The 16506-nt window shown below is 35.9% G+C and carries 12 protein-coding genes; all 12 read left to right on the top strand.

The window, feature by feature from the left end; genetic code table 11:
- Positions 1-1273: glycoside hydrolase family 2 (locus J7K93_05470; protein MCD6116442.1), on the top strand; the 1273-nt coding region annotated here is incomplete at its 5' end.
- A 2-nt stretch (positions 1274-1275) separates the two neighbouring features.
- Positions 1276-2520, top strand: coding sequence for a sugar MFS transporter (locus tag J7K93_05465; GenBank protein MCD6116441.1), 1245 nt, complete (start codon positions 1276-1278; stop codon positions 2518-2520).
- A gap of 47 nt (positions 2521-2567) precedes the next feature.
- Positions 2568-3419 carry an ROK family protein gene (locus J7K93_05460; GenBank protein MCD6116440.1) on the top strand — a complete coding sequence of 284 codons (852 nt, stop codon included), beginning with the start codon at positions 2568-2570 and terminating at the stop codon, positions 3417-3419.
- A gap of 42 nt (positions 3420-3461) precedes the next feature.
- Positions 3462-4466: a LacI family DNA-binding transcriptional regulator gene (locus J7K93_05455; GenBank protein MCD6116439.1), complete on the top strand. Its 1005-nt coding sequence runs from the start codon at positions 3462-3464 to the stop codon at positions 4464-4466.
- 148 nt (positions 4467-4614) lie between these two features.
- A complete protein-coding gene (locus J7K93_05450) occupies positions 4615-5841 on the top strand; it encodes an MFS transporter (GenBank protein MCD6116438.1) in 1227 nt (408 codons plus the stop codon).
- A gap of 13 nt (positions 5842-5854) precedes the next feature.
- The gene (locus J7K93_05445) at positions 5855-6586 is read left to right on the top strand and encodes a hypothetical protein (GenBank protein ID MCD6116437.1); all 732 of its coding nucleotides are present in this window, start codon (positions 5855-5857) and stop codon (positions 6584-6586) included.
- A 318-nt stretch (positions 6587-6904) separates the two neighbouring features.
- Positions 6905-7639, top strand: coding sequence for an MBL fold metallo-hydrolase (locus tag J7K93_05440; protein MCD6116436.1), 735 nt, complete (start codon positions 6905-6907; stop codon positions 7637-7639).
- 844 nt (positions 7640-8483) lie between these two features.
- On the top strand, positions 8484-9176 hold the full coding sequence (locus J7K93_05435; GenBank protein MCD6116435.1) for a response regulator transcription factor: 693 nt from the start codon (positions 8484-8486) through the stop codon (positions 9174-9176).
- A 4-nt stretch (positions 9177-9180) separates the two neighbouring features.
- On the top strand, positions 9181-10491 hold the full coding sequence (locus tag J7K93_05430) for a HAMP domain-containing histidine kinase (protein MCD6116434.1): 1311 nt from the start codon (positions 9181-9183) through the stop codon (positions 10489-10491).
- A 45-nt stretch (positions 10492-10536) separates the two neighbouring features.
- Positions 10537-11709, top strand: coding sequence for an HlyD family efflux transporter periplasmic adaptor subunit (locus J7K93_05425; GenBank protein ID MCD6116433.1), 1173 nt, complete (start codon positions 10537-10539; stop codon positions 11707-11709).
- Complete coding sequence (locus tag J7K93_05420; protein MCD6116432.1) at positions 11706-14852, top strand: efflux RND transporter permease subunit; 3147 nt, start codon at positions 11706-11708, stop codon at positions 14850-14852. The genes J7K93_05425 and J7K93_05420 overlap by 4 nt, the downstream gene beginning before the upstream one ends.
- A gap of 22 nt (positions 14853-14874) precedes the next feature.
- The gene (locus tag J7K93_05415; GenBank protein MCD6116431.1) at positions 14875-16173 is read left to right on the top strand and encodes a TolC family protein; all 1299 of its coding nucleotides are present in this window, start codon (positions 14875-14877) and stop codon (positions 16171-16173) included.
- Positions 16174-16506: the final 333 nt, after the last annotated feature.

Here is a 16506-nt window from a genome sequence, read left to right as displayed (position 1 = left end):
TCTCGGGAGTGACCTTATTCCGCGGCCTGCCCTGGAAAAGAAATTTTCAGCGGTACTATCCGTTATTGATACAACAAGGCCTGTTCTTCTAAGCTGCTCTGACAAGACCAGCACAGTTACTGGTATAAAAACAGGGGTTAAAATGACAGGGCCCTATGACTATGTACCTCCTGTTTACTGGTATACGGACAAAGAGAACGGCGGTGCCTTTGGTTTCAATACTGAAACTGTTCCGGGGCCTCAGCCTCCTCCGATTGAAAGCCTTAAGAAGATGGTACCTGAAAAAGATATATGGCCTATTGCTGACGTGTTTAACTATCACAATGCAAGATATGAATTCAGTACAATGAATACATTTATTAATGCACTTGATCACAGGTACGGAAAATCCGAAAATATTTCTGACTTTCTGGAGAAGTCACAAATTCAGAGCTATGAAGCAGCACGTGCAATGTTCGAATCGTATATTTTAAATCAGCCGAAAGCAACAGGTGTAATTTTCTGGATGATGAATTCTGCCTGGCCTGAAACATTCTGGCAGCTTTTTGACTGGTTTCTTCGTCCCAATGGAGCATTTTACGGCACAATGAAGGCAAATCAGCCGTTGAATTTAATTTATAATTACGCAGACAATGCAGTATATGCTGTAAACCTTTCCATGAAACCCTGTAAGGATATGAAAGCTGAAATCACTCTTTTAAATAAGGATTCCAAAATTGTTCTTTCGGAATCAAAGAAAATTTCTGATATATCTGCAAATGGGAAAACTCCTGTTCGCAATATATCCCTGAAAGAATTTGAAAGCCCTCTGTTTTTCCTTGATTTAAAACTCCTGAATAAAAATGGTGATACTGTTTCAAATAACTTTTACTGGCTTTCTAAGAAAAAAGAGAGGATGGATTTTACCAAAACAATCTGGTATGTAACACCTGTAAAAGAATTTGCTGATTTTAGTGCGCTTAACAATCTTGAACCATGTAACATAGAAATTTCAAAATCCATTAAATTTGCAGGAAAGAAAGGGATAGCAAAAATTAAGATTAAAAATGTATCGGATAAAATAGCATTTTTTATTGAAGCAAAGCTTATAATGCATGATTCAAAAGATCCCGTTTTACCTGTATTCTGGAATGATAATTATATATCTCTTCTTCCCGGAGACCAGAGAGAATTAGTATGTGAATTTTATAAATTCGATACAGGAAAACAAAAAGTAGATATTATAACAACCGGATTTAATTTAAGGAAAATTAAAACAGTAGAAGGAAACTAACCATGAAAAGAAATTACTTTATTGTGCTGTTGATATTTTTTGTATTTGCCGTTATATCGTTTCTTACAAACATATTAAACCCATTGATTCCGGATGTGAAGACTAGTTTTCATCTCACTAACACAATGGCAGGTTTTTTGCCTTTTGCATTTTTTATTGCTTACGGTGTGATGTCAATACCTGCAGGAATGATGGTTGAAAGATATACACAAAAAACAATGATGGTAATACCTTTTCTGCTTGCCGGAATAGCAGCTCTGCTTTTTGTGTTTTTCCCGGGATTTCCTGTATATCTGATTACACTTTTTACAATTGGAGCTGGAATGGCAATGCTCCAGGTTACAATTAATCCCCTTTTAAGAGTTTCCGGCGGTGAAGAACATTTTGCAGTCACATCGGTTATTGCACAGCTTTTTTTTGGCGGTGCATCATATCTTGGGCCTCAGCTCTATTCATCTCTTGTAACAAAACTTGACAGCCAGCCTCTAACTTCAGGGCCAATCATCAGGATATTCCATAATATTGTACCTTCAGACTTGCCGTGGATTTCTCTTTATTGGATATTTGCAGTAGTTACGTTTATTATGGCTGTTATCATTTCATTATTAAGAATACCGAAAATAGAGCTAAAGGATGATGAAAAAGCCGGAGCATGGCAAACACATAAAAAACTTTTTAAAAACAAGTATGTAATTCTCTATTTTATAGGAATCTTTGCTTATGTAGGATCTGAACAGGGTATAGGCAACTGGATTTCGCAGTTTCTGTCTGTTTACCACGGTTACAATCCCCAGACAACAGGGGCTGATGCAGTATCGTGGTTTTGGGGGCTTCTGACTTTGGGCTGTGTACTGGGCATACTTCTGTTAAAGTTATTTGACAGCAGATACATACTGATTGGTGCTGCTTCACTCGCCATAGCGTCACTAACTGTTGCTATTACAGGGAACGGCAGCGTAGCGAGAATCGCATTCCCTTTAATAGGATTCTTTGCATCAGTCATGTGGTCAATAATTTTTTCGCTTGCTTTAAATTCAGTAAAAGAGCACCATGGCTCTTTTGCAGGCATTTTATGTACTGCAATAATAGGGGGTGCTATTGTACCTCTGATAATCGGGTCTATAGCTGACCTTGTTAATTTGAAAGTGGGAATGACTGTGCTCTATATAACCTTCGGTTATATCTTAAGCATAGGAATATGGTCAAAACCAATCATAAAAAACAAAACAATTTTTGATAAAAATTAAATATTGTTTGACAGTTTTTATATTAAATATTAACTTCAGGAGAAGGAATGCTTGAAAGACATGTAATCGGGGTAGATCTTGGTGCTACAAATATTTCTGCGGGTAGAATTGAATCAGGGAAAATTGAAGATTGGGTTGAATTTCCCATATCAACGGACAAAGAAGAGAACGTAATAATTCAGGAAGTAATAAGTGCAATTGAAAAAGTACGTACTTCTTCAACTAAGGCAATCGGTATTGGAGTACCAAGTGTTGTAGACACTGAAAAAGGCATCGTGTTTGATGTACAGAACATTCCTTCATGGAAAGAAGTGCATTTAAAAGAAATTATTGAAAATGTTTTTAATGTTGCTGCCCATATTAATAATGATGCTAATTGTTTTGTTATGGGAGAAAAGTATTTTGGAGAAGCAAAAAAATTCAGCAATATAGTCGGCCTTACCCTGGGATCAGGACTTGGCGGCGGTATTATTATAAACAACTCTCTTTATGAGGGTAAAAACTGCGGTGCAGGTGAATTTGGTTCTCTGCCGTACCTTGACGGTATTCTTGAAAACTACTGCAGCGGACAATTCTTTTTAAGAGCTTATGATAAAAGCGGCAAGGATATGTTTACTCTTGCAAAAAACGGAGATGATATTGCACTGAAGTCTTTTAAAGAATTCGGATATCATATAGGAAATGCCATATTAAATGTAATGTATACTTTTGACCCTCAGGCAATAATACTTGGCGGTTCAATAGCAGATGCATTCAATTATTTTAAGGAAACAATGTTTGAAACAATAGAGACATTTCCGTATCGAAAATCGGTGGAAAATATTGTTGTTAAAAAATCAGAACAAAAAAATATTACTGTTCTCGGTGCAGCGGCTTTGTGCATGAATGGAAAACTTTAATTTGATTCAATTATACTTATTCTATGATCCGGTTAAAATACAATGAGAATTACACTTGCTGAAATAGCCCAAAAGGCAAACGTATCCAAAATGACGGTTTCAAGGGTTTTAAGCGGAAAAGGCCACGTTGCGCCAGGAACTGCTGAAAGAATACGTAAAATTATTAATGATTTTGGTTATCAGCCGAATCTCATAGCGAGAAGCCTCGCAAGCAACTCAACAAAAATTATTGGTGTGATTATTCCAAAGATCGAACACATGTTTCTTGATAATTACATTGCTCAGATTCTCAGCGGTGTAACTGACGAAGCTTTAAAAAATGATTACAGAATTATGCTTATTCCGGTTGAGCCCGGTGATGATAACGGGAATAAGTATATCAACATTGCAAGAAACCGCCTTTTGGATGGAATGATACTTTTAAAAACCAAAATTACAGACAGTAATATTGGTCCTCTTGCTGATATGGAATTTCCTTTTGTTCTTGTAAACCATAAACGTTACTCAAAAAAAATCAATTTTGTTGATACGCGTAATATTCAGGGAGCAGAGACTGCTGTTAGATACTTGTTTGATAAGGGATACAGAAAAATAGCCTGTATTGCAGGCAGTATGGATGAAACAAACGGGAAAGACAGGCTAAGGGGCTATCTTAACATGATGGGAAAACTCGGATTAAAAACGCGTGATAACTGGATTGTATATGGAGATTTTAAAAAATCGGTTGCTTATTCTGAATCCCAAAAATTATTCATGTCTGATACCCTTCCTGATGCAGTGTTTTGTGCAGATGATTATTCTGCGATTGCACTTATTGAACGAATAAAAGAAAACAAGCTTAAAGTACCTGATGATATTGCTGTTGTAGGCTTTGATGATATTGATATTGCTGAATATATCAGGCCCGCACTTACAACTGTCAGACAGCCGATACTTGACCTTGGGAAAACAGCTGCACAGATACTTTTTGATTTGATTGAGAAACGGAGAACCACACCTGTTCACCGGCTTATTAATGTAGAACTTATTAAGAGAGAATCTGCTTAAAAGGCCAGAATGTTTGAACCCTGAGTTTAATAAAAAAAATCTGAAATTATTACTGGTATTTGTCAAAAAAATATATTAAAATAATTCATACCCGGATAATCCCATAATTTATTCTTAATTAATATCTGTTTACAACTGGAGGCTCTTTATGGAACAGGCTGATTATAAACTCTATGGCTACAGATGGGTTGTGCTTTCAATATTTATGTTAACAGCTGCAGTTAACCAGCTTTTATGGATTACTTTTGCACCGATAACCAGCCTTGCGGCAAAATTCTACGGAGTTTCCGACCTAAGTATAGGCTTTTTATCAATGAGTTTTATGATTGTTTATGTTGTTGTTTCAATTCCTGCTTCATGGGTTATAGATACTTATGGAATTCGCATTGCAGTAGGATTCGGAGCAGTACTAATGGCAGTTTTCAGTATTATGAGAGGTGCAGCAGGAACAAATTACAATATTGTTCTTATTGCACAGTTGGGAATTGCAGTGGGCCAGCCATTTATTCTTAATTCGGTAACAAAGGTTGCAGCAAACTGGTTCCCTCTTAAAGAGAGGGCAACTGCTTCAGGACTTGGAACACTTTCTTTATATATCGGGATTATCCTTGGCCTGGCTCTTACACCATATCTGACTCTGCACTCAAGTATTAACAGTATGCTGATGATTTACGGAATTGCATCATTAATTATTACTGTTTTGTTTTTCATTCTGATAAAAGAAAAACCTCCGACTCCGCCATGTTCTGCTGAGCACGAAGAGCGCTCACTTGTTTTTGACGGCCTTAAACAAATTCTGCGTAAGAAAAATTTTCTTATGCTTATGTTTATTTTCTTTGTAGGATTAGGCGTGTTTAACGGTGTAACAACGTGGATAGAAAATATTTTAAGCCCAAGGGGTTTTTCAATTACTCAGGCAGGGAATGCAGGAGGAGTCATGATAGGAGGCGGAATCATTGGTGCTCTTATCATTCCGATGCTTTCTGACAAGCTAAGAAAAAGGACTCCTTTTATTTTTATTGCAATAGCAGGAGCAACAATCGGCCTTATTGGCATAACTTACGCCGGTACCTATGCATTGCTTCTTTTATCTGCTTTTATTTTTGGTTTTTTCCTGCTTAGCGCAGGGCCTGTAGGATTTCAGTATGCTGCAGAAATTGCATATCCTGCACCTGAAGGTACGTCAAATGGCATGGTTTTTCTCATGGGGCAAATTTCCGGAATAATATTTATTTTCGGGATGGATTCTTTCAAATCAAAATTAAACGGTTCAATGACCCTCCCGTTAGTAATACTGATTGGCCTTATGACACTTAGCCTGATTTTATGTATTCAACTTAAAGAGTCCAGGCTTATACGGGAAAATACAAATTAAACTGGGGAATACTTTGAATAATAAATTTATAAATAAAATAACTGTTTTATCTTTTGTGTCTATACTTTTTTTCTCGCAATTTACAAAGGCAGATGCACAAAACAGCTTATCTGATTCAGAAGTCAGAGAAAGGCTGAATTATATTAATAACTCTCTTATTGATGATAAATCGTCAGGAAATCTTTGGTGGTATTCCTGGGTTATAGGATACAGTACAGCAACGATCGGGCAGGGAGCTGTATACTTTTACAATAATGAGAAAAACGTTAAACAGGACATGGCTCTGGGCGCAGCAACAACATTTCTTGGCGCTGTGGGGCAGATTATGGACCCAATGCTGTCAGGAAAAGCATTAAAACTACTTTCTGAAATGCCGGAAACCACTTCTGGGCAAAGAGAGAAAAAGTTAATTAAAGCTGAGGAGTTGTTGAAAAAAAGTGCTCTCAGGGAAAAAAGGGGTAAATCCTGGCAGATTCATGCATTAACAGGCGCTGTAAATTTAAGCGGCGGTCTTGTTGTGTGGCTTGGGTATAAAAGAAGCATTGGGGAAGGTCTGCTTAATTTTTTAATCAATTCAGCAGTGACTGAAATCCAAATATGGTCGCAGCCTGTAAGAGCTGTTAATGATTACGATAATTACATTCATGATTTTGAATCTGAACATACACTTGGCTATTGTAAACCGAAAATGAAAATGTTTGTTAGTTCGTTTCCTGGAGGTATTCAAATAAGTTTTGCTTTTTAAACAATAAAATAAGGAGAGGATAATATGAACATTGATATTCTTCAAAAATTCTTTCTGTGGTGTTCCATAATTAATGGGGGACTGTTTCTGCTAAGTTTTATTATGTACACAATAGCCCATTCCTGGATATATTCTGTCTTTAACAAAATATACAATATCCCGGAGGAAAAATTTAAATCCACATTCCTATTCAACATGATACTGTTTAAGTCCTTGTGGTTGATTTTTAATGTTGTCCCATTCATTGTACTTTGCCTGATAAAATAATTACTGGAAATTTATAGCTATTTTAAATATAATATTTTCAGCGAGGTTATTATGAAAACACTAATGATTTTATTTGTGCTTATAAATATGGTATTATATGCTCAGGACAGATCAGCTTTTGAGACCGATACAATAAAAACTTCGAAAAGTGATCTTAAAATAACTTTTATCAAACATGCTACGCTGGTTTTCGAATTCAATCATCTTGTAATTCATGTTGATCCTGTAGGACGTTATGCAGATTATTCAAAAATGCCAAAAGCAGATATTATTTTGATTACTCATCAGCACGGAGACCACTTTGATTCGGATGCAATTAATAAGATTAGACAGAAAGGGACAGATATTATCTGCACAAAACTTGTTGCTGATAAACTCGATAAAACTATTGTCCTGAACAATGGGGACGAGACTACAGTAAAAGGAATTCCTGTTAAAGCTGTACCAGCATACAATATTGTTCACAGGAGAAAGAATGGAGAGCTGTTTCATCCGAAAGGAATGGGTAACGGGTATGTTTTGAAATTTGGTGATAAAAAAGTGTACATTGCAGGTGATACAGAAAACATCTCTGAAATGAAACTGCTTAACGGCCAAATTAACATTGCATTTCTTCCTATGAATCTTCCTTACACTATGTCTCCGGAAATGGTTGCTGATGCCGTCAAACTGTTTAATCCGAAAATACTGTACCCATACCACTACGGAAAAACGGATGTCAATCAAATTATCGAACTATTAAAGATAAAAAAAGACTGCGAAATTCGTATCAGACAGATGCAGTAAAAACTTTTTTATATGTGAGTTTTGCAACAGAAAAGCTATTTTTATTGGTCATTAGATTGAATTAGGGGCTGTATCAAAAGTCCTAACCCTGTCATTGCGAGCGTCTTTTTGCGAAGCAATCTCTTCAATTCGTGCTCAATTCCTGAGATTGCTATGTCGCTTCGCTCCTTTTAATGATTTCAAATCGACTTTTGATACAGACCCTACAGTCACATTTCCGGGCGGAGATTTTCAGATGCCGGCAAAAAAATCCTCAAACCTATCATGCCCGTGAAAACGGGCATCCAGAGGGGTGTGGGTGGAGGATCACATACATTTGTGATTAACCCATCCTGAATCTCGTTCCCAAACTCCTGTTTGGGAACGTTCTTTTAATGTGAAACTTTGCTGGTAAAAACAGGCAGCCATTCAATAATGGTTGAAGCGAGAAAATGAATACCTTCTTATTTATAAATTTTATACCTATCTCTAATTATTGATCACTTATGATAATGTTAAAGAAACAGAGTTTCTTTCGAAAATAGGTTCCCAAACTGGAGTTTGGGAACCAGGGAGGTTCATCCAAGCCTCCATTCTTAATTTGGGAACTTGGATAGTTTACCAATTTTACTCTTGAAAAACCGGGAATTTTAATTGTCGTCAGACGGTACTTATAAATGTCGTCAATCAAAATTAACCCTTTCAGATTGCTGTGTTGTAATACTTCATAAAAATTAGATATAATTCAGATTTTTTAGTATATTTTTAGGCCGTTACAATTTGTTACAATATGGAAATAATGCTGTAACATCTATGTGTTATATTAAGTACAGCAATTGAGTTATTAATTTAAGGAAGGCTTATTATGGCAAAAGCCAAAATATTAATTGTTGATGATGATTTGGAACTGGGTTCCAGGCTTGTTCGGTATCTAAAACAATTTGATTTTGATTCTGACTCAATAGAACATCCGAATAAATTGCTTTCTTTTGTAAAAAAGCATAAGATTGATCTTGTTATTTTAGATGTAATGCTTCCTGAAATGGATGGATTTGAAGTACTTCGTATGCTAAGAAAACAAAGTGACCTTCCTGTTATAATGCTTACAGCAAGAGGGGATGTATCTGACAGGATTGTCGGCCTGGAACTTGGCGCAGATGATTATCTCCCCAAACCTTTTGAGCCCAGAGAACTGGTTGCAAGGATCCAGACAGTTTTAAGAAGGAAACATCCAGTTGATAAGATTAATGAACAACACATAAATTTCGGGGAACTTGAAATTGACAACAGAAGCCAGACGGTCAGCATGAATGGAAAAGATGTAAATTTGACCCATATAGAGTTTAGACTGCTTAAATTTTTATGTGAAAATCAGTACCGCCTATTGGACAGAAATACAATTTTAAATGCTATTAAAAGCATGGAGTGGGAAACATTTGACAGATCCATAGACGTACTTATTAGCAGGCTGCGTAATAAATTAGGTGACGATCCGAAAAAACCCAAGTTTATTAAAACATTACACGGAAGCGGTTATATGTTTATCGGAAGAGAATAAAATTATGAATAAACTGATTAAAAAACTGCATTTCTCTCTTTTTACAAAAATTTTACTTGTATTCCTTTTTGGACTTTTTTTCTATTCTTATTCCCTTAAAATAAGTCAGGACATTTTTATTAAAAAAGCCGCCTTTCCTAAGATGCAGCAAATGGCTGTTACAATGGCAAGATATATGGTAGAACAAGTTGGCAATCCCCCTGATACTTTAAAAGCAAAAGCATTGACTGATAGCCTTTTTATGGAGCTAAGATATCAAGGAAGAAATTTTTCATGGAAAAGCTCAACTGAAATGCCAGATTTTACAGACATTAAAATCCCTGATTACATAAAAGCGCCCCGCATAAAAGCAGGATTTGATAAAGGATTATTTGTTATACTGCCTGTAAAAGACGGAAAATTTTTAATTGCTCTGCAGAACAAACGTGAGGGAGTATACCATGCAGCAGAAATGATTCTTATTGCAAACTTTGTAGTATCAATTATTATAATTCTTTTCATGTTTATACAAATCAGGTGGCTTCTTAAACCAATAAAAAACCTGGATGCAGGTGTACGTAATTTAGCTGAAGGACATCTTGAGTTTATCACAAAAACAAAAAGGAGAGATGAGCTTGGCAAATTAATCACTTCATTCGGACTAATGGTAGAAAGAATAAAGGAGATGATAAAGGCTCGTGACAGACTGCTTCTTGACGTAAGCCACGAACTAAGATCACCACTTACAAGAGTAAAGATTTCTCTTGAGATGATGCAGGACTGCCCTGAAAAATTTGAAATTTCCTCAGATATTCGTGAAATTGAAATTATGATTACAGAAATTCTTGAGACGGAAAGACTTGCAAGCCCTCACGGTTCCCTTGTTTTTAAGGATATTAAATTAAAAACATTAATTGAATCCATTTTGCATGATTTGAAAATATCCACTCATAAAATAGGTGTTGATAATATTCCGGATACATACATAAAAGGTGACGAAAAAAGACTTGGAATACTTCTATCCAATCTGTTGACAAATGCTGTTAAGTTTTCAGATCAGAAACCTGATTCTGTAAAAATGATTGTTCAGCAAAAAAACTCAAGATTGAAAATAATTATTGAAAATAGGGGGCAGAGCATACCAGATGAGGATTTACCATTTATATTTGAGCCATTTTACAGAGTTGACAAATCACGTGCAAAATCAGGCGGAGGATATGGGCTGGGTTTAAGCCTTGCAAAAAGAATTACTGAAGAACATAATGGTAATCTTACAATTGAAAGCATAAAAGATGGAACAAGGGCTGTACTGGAACTGCCGTTAAATGAAATTTAAGAAATAGTTTGTTTTTTTGATAAATTTAATTTCAATGGAGGTATTATGAAGAAATACAAAAATTTGTTAATTTTTGTTGTAATAATCCTAAGTAGTATTATAATAAGCAATTTACTTAGCAAGCAGAAAGAGGGGATACAAAGAAAACCTCAAACAAAAAACAAACCTACAATTAAAACATTGGTTGTTAAAAACAGTCAAATCTCAATTCCTGTTAAATTAACCGGTCCTCTGAATGCTTATAATAAAGTCGATGTTTACGCTGAGGTTTCAGGCCTCGTTATTAATTCAGAAAAAAGGCTGAAACCTGGCAACTATTATAAAAAAGGTGAGATTCTACTGAAAATTGATGACCGGATATATAAAAATAATGTTTTATCTCAAAAAAGCAGCCTGCTTAATCAAATGACACAATTGATACCTGACCTTTCAATCGATTACCCAAAAAGCGCTGACGAATGGAAAAATTATCTTAATAAATTTAATCTGGATTTGCCTTTGCAGCCTCTCCCCGAACCTTTTGATAATACTGAAAAATACTATATTGCGTCAAGAAATCTGTACACGATGTATTATTCAGTTAGATCAATGGAAGAGACTCTGGCAAAATATACAATAACTGCTCCGTTTAGCGGTGTTATAAGTGATGGTGATATCAACCCCGGAACACTAATTAGAACAGGACAAAAAATAGCAACTTTAACATCATCAGACAGATTTGAGATGAAAGCTTTTGCATCTATTAAACAAGTATCGAGAATAAAACCCGGACAAAAAGCAGTTCTTTATTCGGAAGATATTCCGGGGAATTTTAACGCGTTTGTTTCAAGAGTAAACACCGTTATTGACCCTTCCCAGACTGTCAGAGTATATCTTGAGTCAACAGACAGTAAGCTTAGAGACGGTTTATACATGACTGCTGTAATCAGCACTGATCCAATTGAAAATGCAGCGAAAATATCAAAAGCCTTACTTGATGAAAATAATAGTGTGTTCATCATTAAAAATAATATTCTTGAAGCAAGAAAAATAAAAGTTGTTGCACAGAAAGGCGATTTTGTAATAGTAAAGGGCATTGAGAACGGGGAAATTTTATTAGATGAAAAAACCGATTGGGCAAGGCCCGGTTTTATGCTTCAGGGAAATAATGGAAAGAATAATTCACTCGTCAATCAAAATAAGAAACCCCTGGATAAAAAACAGGGGGTTGGCAGATGAACGGCATTATTCAAAAATTTATTAAATATCCAATTCTGGGTAATGTAATTATTGTTGCTATTTTCCTGTTTGGCTGGGTAGGTTTCAGTAATTTAAAAACTACGTTTTTCCCTCTTATTCCCAGCAGAATAATAATGATTAATGCTTCTTATCCCGGATCATCACCTGAAGAGATAGAAGAAGCAATTGTTTTAAAAATTGAAGATAATTTAAAAGGCGTTACTGGTATTGAGCGGGTAACATCAGTATCTCGTGAAAACAGCTGTTCAATAACGGTTACTGTTCTGGTGGATTACGATATTAATATTGTAATGCAGGATGTAAAAGATGCTGTAAATCAGATAAGTACTTTCCCAACAGGAATGGAAAGAATAACTATATTTCGTCAGGAAACACGAAATTTTGCCATTGATTTTGTACTGGCAGGAGATGTCAAACTGCTGGATTTAAAAAAAGAAGCCAGGAGGGTGGAAAGGAAACTGTTAGCCCATGATGGTATATCAAAGGTTTCTCTTTCGGGATTTCCTGCAGAGGAGATTGAGATTGGTGTAAGAGAAAATGATATGCGTGCATACCAGTTGACATTTGATGAAATAAAAAATGCTGTCAAAAGGGGAAATGTAAAAATAACAGGCGGTAAAATCAAAGGTAAAAAAGAGGAATTCCTCATTCGTGCTAATGAAAAGGGTTATCATGCATCAGAAATAAAAAATCTTGTTGTAAGATCGACGAAGGACGGGACTATAATTCGACTGAAAGATGTAGCTGATGTAATTGACAGATGGTCAGAAAATCCAAACCGTGTTTATCAGAACGGAAAACCTGCAGTACTTATCACAGTACAGAATACTAACCAGGAAGATCTATTTTACGTTGCCAGGACAGTTAAATCATTTATTGCTTCATTTAATAAAACTCATGATAATATAAAAGGTTATGTAGTCCGTGACGGAAGTGAAATAATTCAGGAACGAGTTGATCTATTGTCTCGGAATATGCTTATTGGTATTGTACTTGTTATTTTTATCCTTTCGATATCACTGAATCCGCGTTTGTCATTCTGGGTAGCACTTGGTATTCCTGTTGCTTTTGCAGGCATGGTTATGATAGGCCCTTTTTATGGATTAACTATAAACGTAATGTCTCTAATGGCAATGATTCTGGTTCTTGGTATACTTGTTGATGATGGTATTGTTATAGCAGAAAACATCTATCAGCATCATGAAAGAGGAGAAAAGCCTGTTAATGCAGCATTTAAAGGTACTGTGGAGGTTTTACCCTCTGTTATAGCTTCTGTTTTAACTACTGTGGTAATTTTTACTGCATTTTTCTTTCTTAAAGGCGGCTTGGGAGACAGAGCAGGGGATCTTGCGTTCGTTGTTGTTGCAGCCCTTCTTGTATCCCTGATTGAAGCTGCATTTATCCTTCCCGCTCATATTGCACATTCAAGAGCATTGTCTGAAAGAGAAAAAACAGCTATTGAAAAATGGGTAGAATCGTGGATGCATTTTGTAAGGGATAGAATCTATTCTCCGGCTTTAAAATACACTCTTAAACATCCTTACATAACTTTGGCTGTCCCAATAGCTGCACTGCTGATTACTATGGGTGCATTAAAAGGAGGTGTTTTAAAAACTACGTTTTTCCCCTATATTGAAGGCAGAAATGTTAATGTTACACTGGAATTACCTGCTGGTACACCTGTTTCTGTTACTGACAGTCTTCTTGCACAAATGGAGCCAAGAATCCAGACATTAAATAATGTTTACAGGAAAGAAACAGGTGATGATGTAGATGTTATTCTTTCTCAGTCAAGGAGAATAGGTCCGGGAACACATCAGGGCAGATTGTCTGTCACCCTTATTGCAAGTGGAAAACGAAAGTGGTCAGCAATGGAAACAGGCAACCGAATCAGAAAAGTCGTCGGCAGAATTGATAAAGCGGAAAAGTTGGAATTTGGCGGAAGAGGGCACTGGGGTAAACCTGTATCTATTGCCATTGCTTCAAATAATCTGGACCAGCTGAGAGCAGCAACAGAAGAGCTGAAAAGCGATATGAGAGAGCTTGAGATGCTAAAAGATGTTGTAGATGATGACCCGCCCGGGTTAAGAGAAGTAACAATATCTCTCAAGCAAAAGGCACTTGCACTTGGGCTTACAACCTCTCAGGTACTTGATCAGGTTAGGTCAGGATTTTTTGGAGGAGAAGCGCAGCGAATTTTGCGGGGTATTGATGAAGTTAAGATTTGGGTAAGATACAAAGAAGACAACAGAACTACGCTGGAGAATCTGGATCAGATGCGCATACGGTTACCTGGAGGCAAGGAATACCCATTGGGAGAAATAGCAGATTTTACTATAAAACACGGCATAATGACTGTTAATCATATTAATGCTCAAAGAGTAGTTAAAGTTGAAGCTGATATCAGCAATCCAAAAGAATCCGTACCTGCAATTTTGGGTCAAATTAAAAAAGAAATTCTGCCAAAAATTCAACATCATTATCCTGATATTCAATTCTTATTTGAAGGACAAAGCAGGGAAAATGCGAAAACTATGAAATCAATAGGAGATATAGTACCTGTAATGCTGCTTATAATGTTTCTGATAATTGTAATCACATTCAGATCGTTTCTTCAGGCAATTTTAGTGTTTATATTAATCCCCTTTAGTTTTATCGGTGTGCTGTGGGGGCATTTTATTCAGGGGTATATTGTCAGTATGCTGTCCTGGTTTGGAGCTATTGCACTTGCCGGAATTATCGTAAATGACTCATTAGTGTTAGTTAGTGCAATGAACAGGCGATTGAAGAATGGGGAAACATTCACAGATGCTCTCATGCATGCAGGCACTTCAAGGTTCAGGCCGGTTATGTTAACATCATTAACCACAATTGCCGGATTGGGCCCGCTTGTTTTTTTAAGAGGACATCAAGCTCAATTTTTTTCTCCAATGGCTATTTCTGTTGCTTACGGGCTTTTATTTGGCACTTTATTGACACTTCTTATGATGCCAGCCATGTTGTCTATTGTAAACAAACTTAAAGTGCTGTTAATAAGTACAATAAAGAGAAGGCCGGTTTCAAGAGAAGAGGTTGAACCAGCTGTTAAGGAAGAATTATTCCTTAAGGAACAATCAAACTAAGAAGGTACAACGGAGAAATACTATGAAAAAATTTATATTTGGTTTTGGATTGTTTTTAATATTCCATTCTACGGTGACTGCACAACAAAAGCTCAATCTGTCACAGGCAGTTTCAATTGCTTTAAAAGAAAATATGCAGATTTCTGTTGCTAAAAACAGTGCTGAAATTGCCAGGAACACTGCCTCTGCAGCAAAGGCTGAAATACTGCCCCGTTTTTCCGTTTCCGGTGGTGTAAACTATACGGATTCTGATGCACCGGGGGTAAATTCCGGAATTTATACAACAAGCAGTGTAGGTGCAAATATCTCATACACAATTTTTGATGGAATGGGTAATATTTACAGGCTGAAAAAAGTTTTGTCAACAGGCAGAATGGGCCTTATAGAAGCACGAAAAAATATTGAAAATACAATTTTGCTTGTGGGGCAGGCATATTATCAGGCAGCTTCTTCTTTTGAAGGATTAAACATTGCTGTTGAAGCTTTACAGATAAGCAAGGAGCGATTTAAAAGGGCTGAAGAAAAGAATGTATACGGCAGCGGAACCAGCATTGACGTTCTTTCTGCAAATGTTGCAGTTAACACTGACAGCGTAAATGTTGTAAATTCAATATTTTTATGGAATCAGGCAAGAAGAAATCTAAACGAACTATTGAATCGTGAAATAAAACTACAGTTTACTGTTGATACTACAGTTACTTTTTTAAAAATAGAAAATCTGGAAAATCTTCTATTCAAAGCAGAAAAAGAAAATGCTGAATATCTTATTGCTATTGAGCAGAAGAAACAGGCAAAATACAGCAAAATAAGTGCTTTCTCACAAATGCTGCCGCGATTTGATTTAACAGGGTCAGTAGGATACAGCCGGACCGGACAGAATAATTCTATTGGTTTTGATAATATGTCAAAAACAATCAGAGCAGGTCTTAATGTAAGCTTGCCTGTTTTTAACGGCGGGCAGATGAGAATTGCTTTTCAGAATTCTAAATTATTAGCGGAAAATCAATCCATATTGGAAAAACTTTCAAAACGAAGACTGGAGCGCTCCGTAATAAATGCATACGAAGCTTACAAAAATAGTAGGTTACTTTTAAAACTTGAAACCCAGAACTTGAAAGCCGCTGAATTAAATTTTAAAAGAACTCATGACCTCTATCAATTAGGGCAGGTTACTACAACTCAATTTCGTGAAGCACAGCTTAATTTGATAAAATCCAAAAATGTTCTGCAAACAAGTAAATATAGTGCTAAAATTAATGAACTAAAGCTAAAGCAGATTACGGGTGATATTATTATTGATAACAAAATTTCTCTGAAATAAAGCAACATTAAGCCGCTTGGATTTTGTATTAATCGGGCGGCTTAATAAAAAAATCCCAAAAGTATTTATTAGCCTGAATAATTTATAAACTTGCAAAAAGACAAAGAATATGCCCTTAAAACAAGCTGATTTAAAATAATTGATAGTTTCTGCAACATCAATAGTTCCTGTGAATTTCGAATATTAATATAGACTTTGAATGTAAATAATGCAAGAGGAAAATATTGAAATAAGTGTGATTTAATAAAAAATGTGTAATTTTATATTGTAGGTTTGTGTTTATTTGTTCTCGATTTAACTTCATGAAAAATAAAATATTATATTGCCCGTTAT

It is taken from the genome of bacterium (assembly GCA_021158245.1).
Classification (GTDB): Bacteria; Zhuqueibacterota; QNDG01; order QNDG01; family QNDG01; genus QNDG01.
This window is presented reverse-complemented; position numbering and strand designations above follow the sequence as displayed.

What these genes read in the sequence shown, in the direction of transcription:
- J7K93_05465 (MCD6116441.1), top strand. Translation starts at nt 1,276, where the DNA reads ATGAAAAGAAATTACTTTATTGTGCTGTTGATATTTTTTGTATTTGCC.
- J7K93_05460 (MCD6116440.1), top strand. Translation starts at nt 2,568, where the DNA reads ATGCTTGAAAGACATGTAATCGGGGTAGATCTTGGTGCTACAAATATT.
- J7K93_05455 (MCD6116439.1), top strand. Translation starts at nt 3,462, where the DNA reads ATGAGAATTACACTTGCTGAAATAGCCCAAAAGGCAAACGTATCCAAA.
- J7K93_05450 (MCD6116438.1), top strand. Translation starts at nt 4,615, where the DNA reads ATGGAACAGGCTGATTATAAACTCTATGGCTACAGATGGGTTGTGCTT.
- J7K93_05440 (MCD6116436.1), top strand. Translation starts at nt 6,905, where the DNA reads ATGAAAACACTAATGATTTTATTTGTGCTTATAAATATGGTATTATAT.
- J7K93_05435 (MCD6116435.1), top strand. Translation starts at nt 8,484, where the DNA reads ATGGCAAAAGCCAAAATATTAATTGTTGATGATGATTTGGAACTGGGT.
- J7K93_05430 (MCD6116434.1), top strand. Translation starts at nt 9,181, where the DNA reads ATGAATAAACTGATTAAAAAACTGCATTTCTCTCTTTTTACAAAAATT.
- J7K93_05425 (MCD6116433.1), top strand. Translation starts at nt 10,537, where the DNA reads ATGAAGAAATACAAAAATTTGTTAATTTTTGTTGTAATAATCCTAAGT.
- J7K93_05420 (MCD6116432.1), top strand. Translation starts at nt 11,706, where the DNA reads ATGAACGGCATTATTCAAAAATTTATTAAATATCCAATTCTGGGTAAT.
- J7K93_05415 (MCD6116431.1), top strand. Translation starts at nt 14,875, where the DNA reads ATGAAAAAATTTATATTTGGTTTTGGATTGTTTTTAATATTCCATTCT.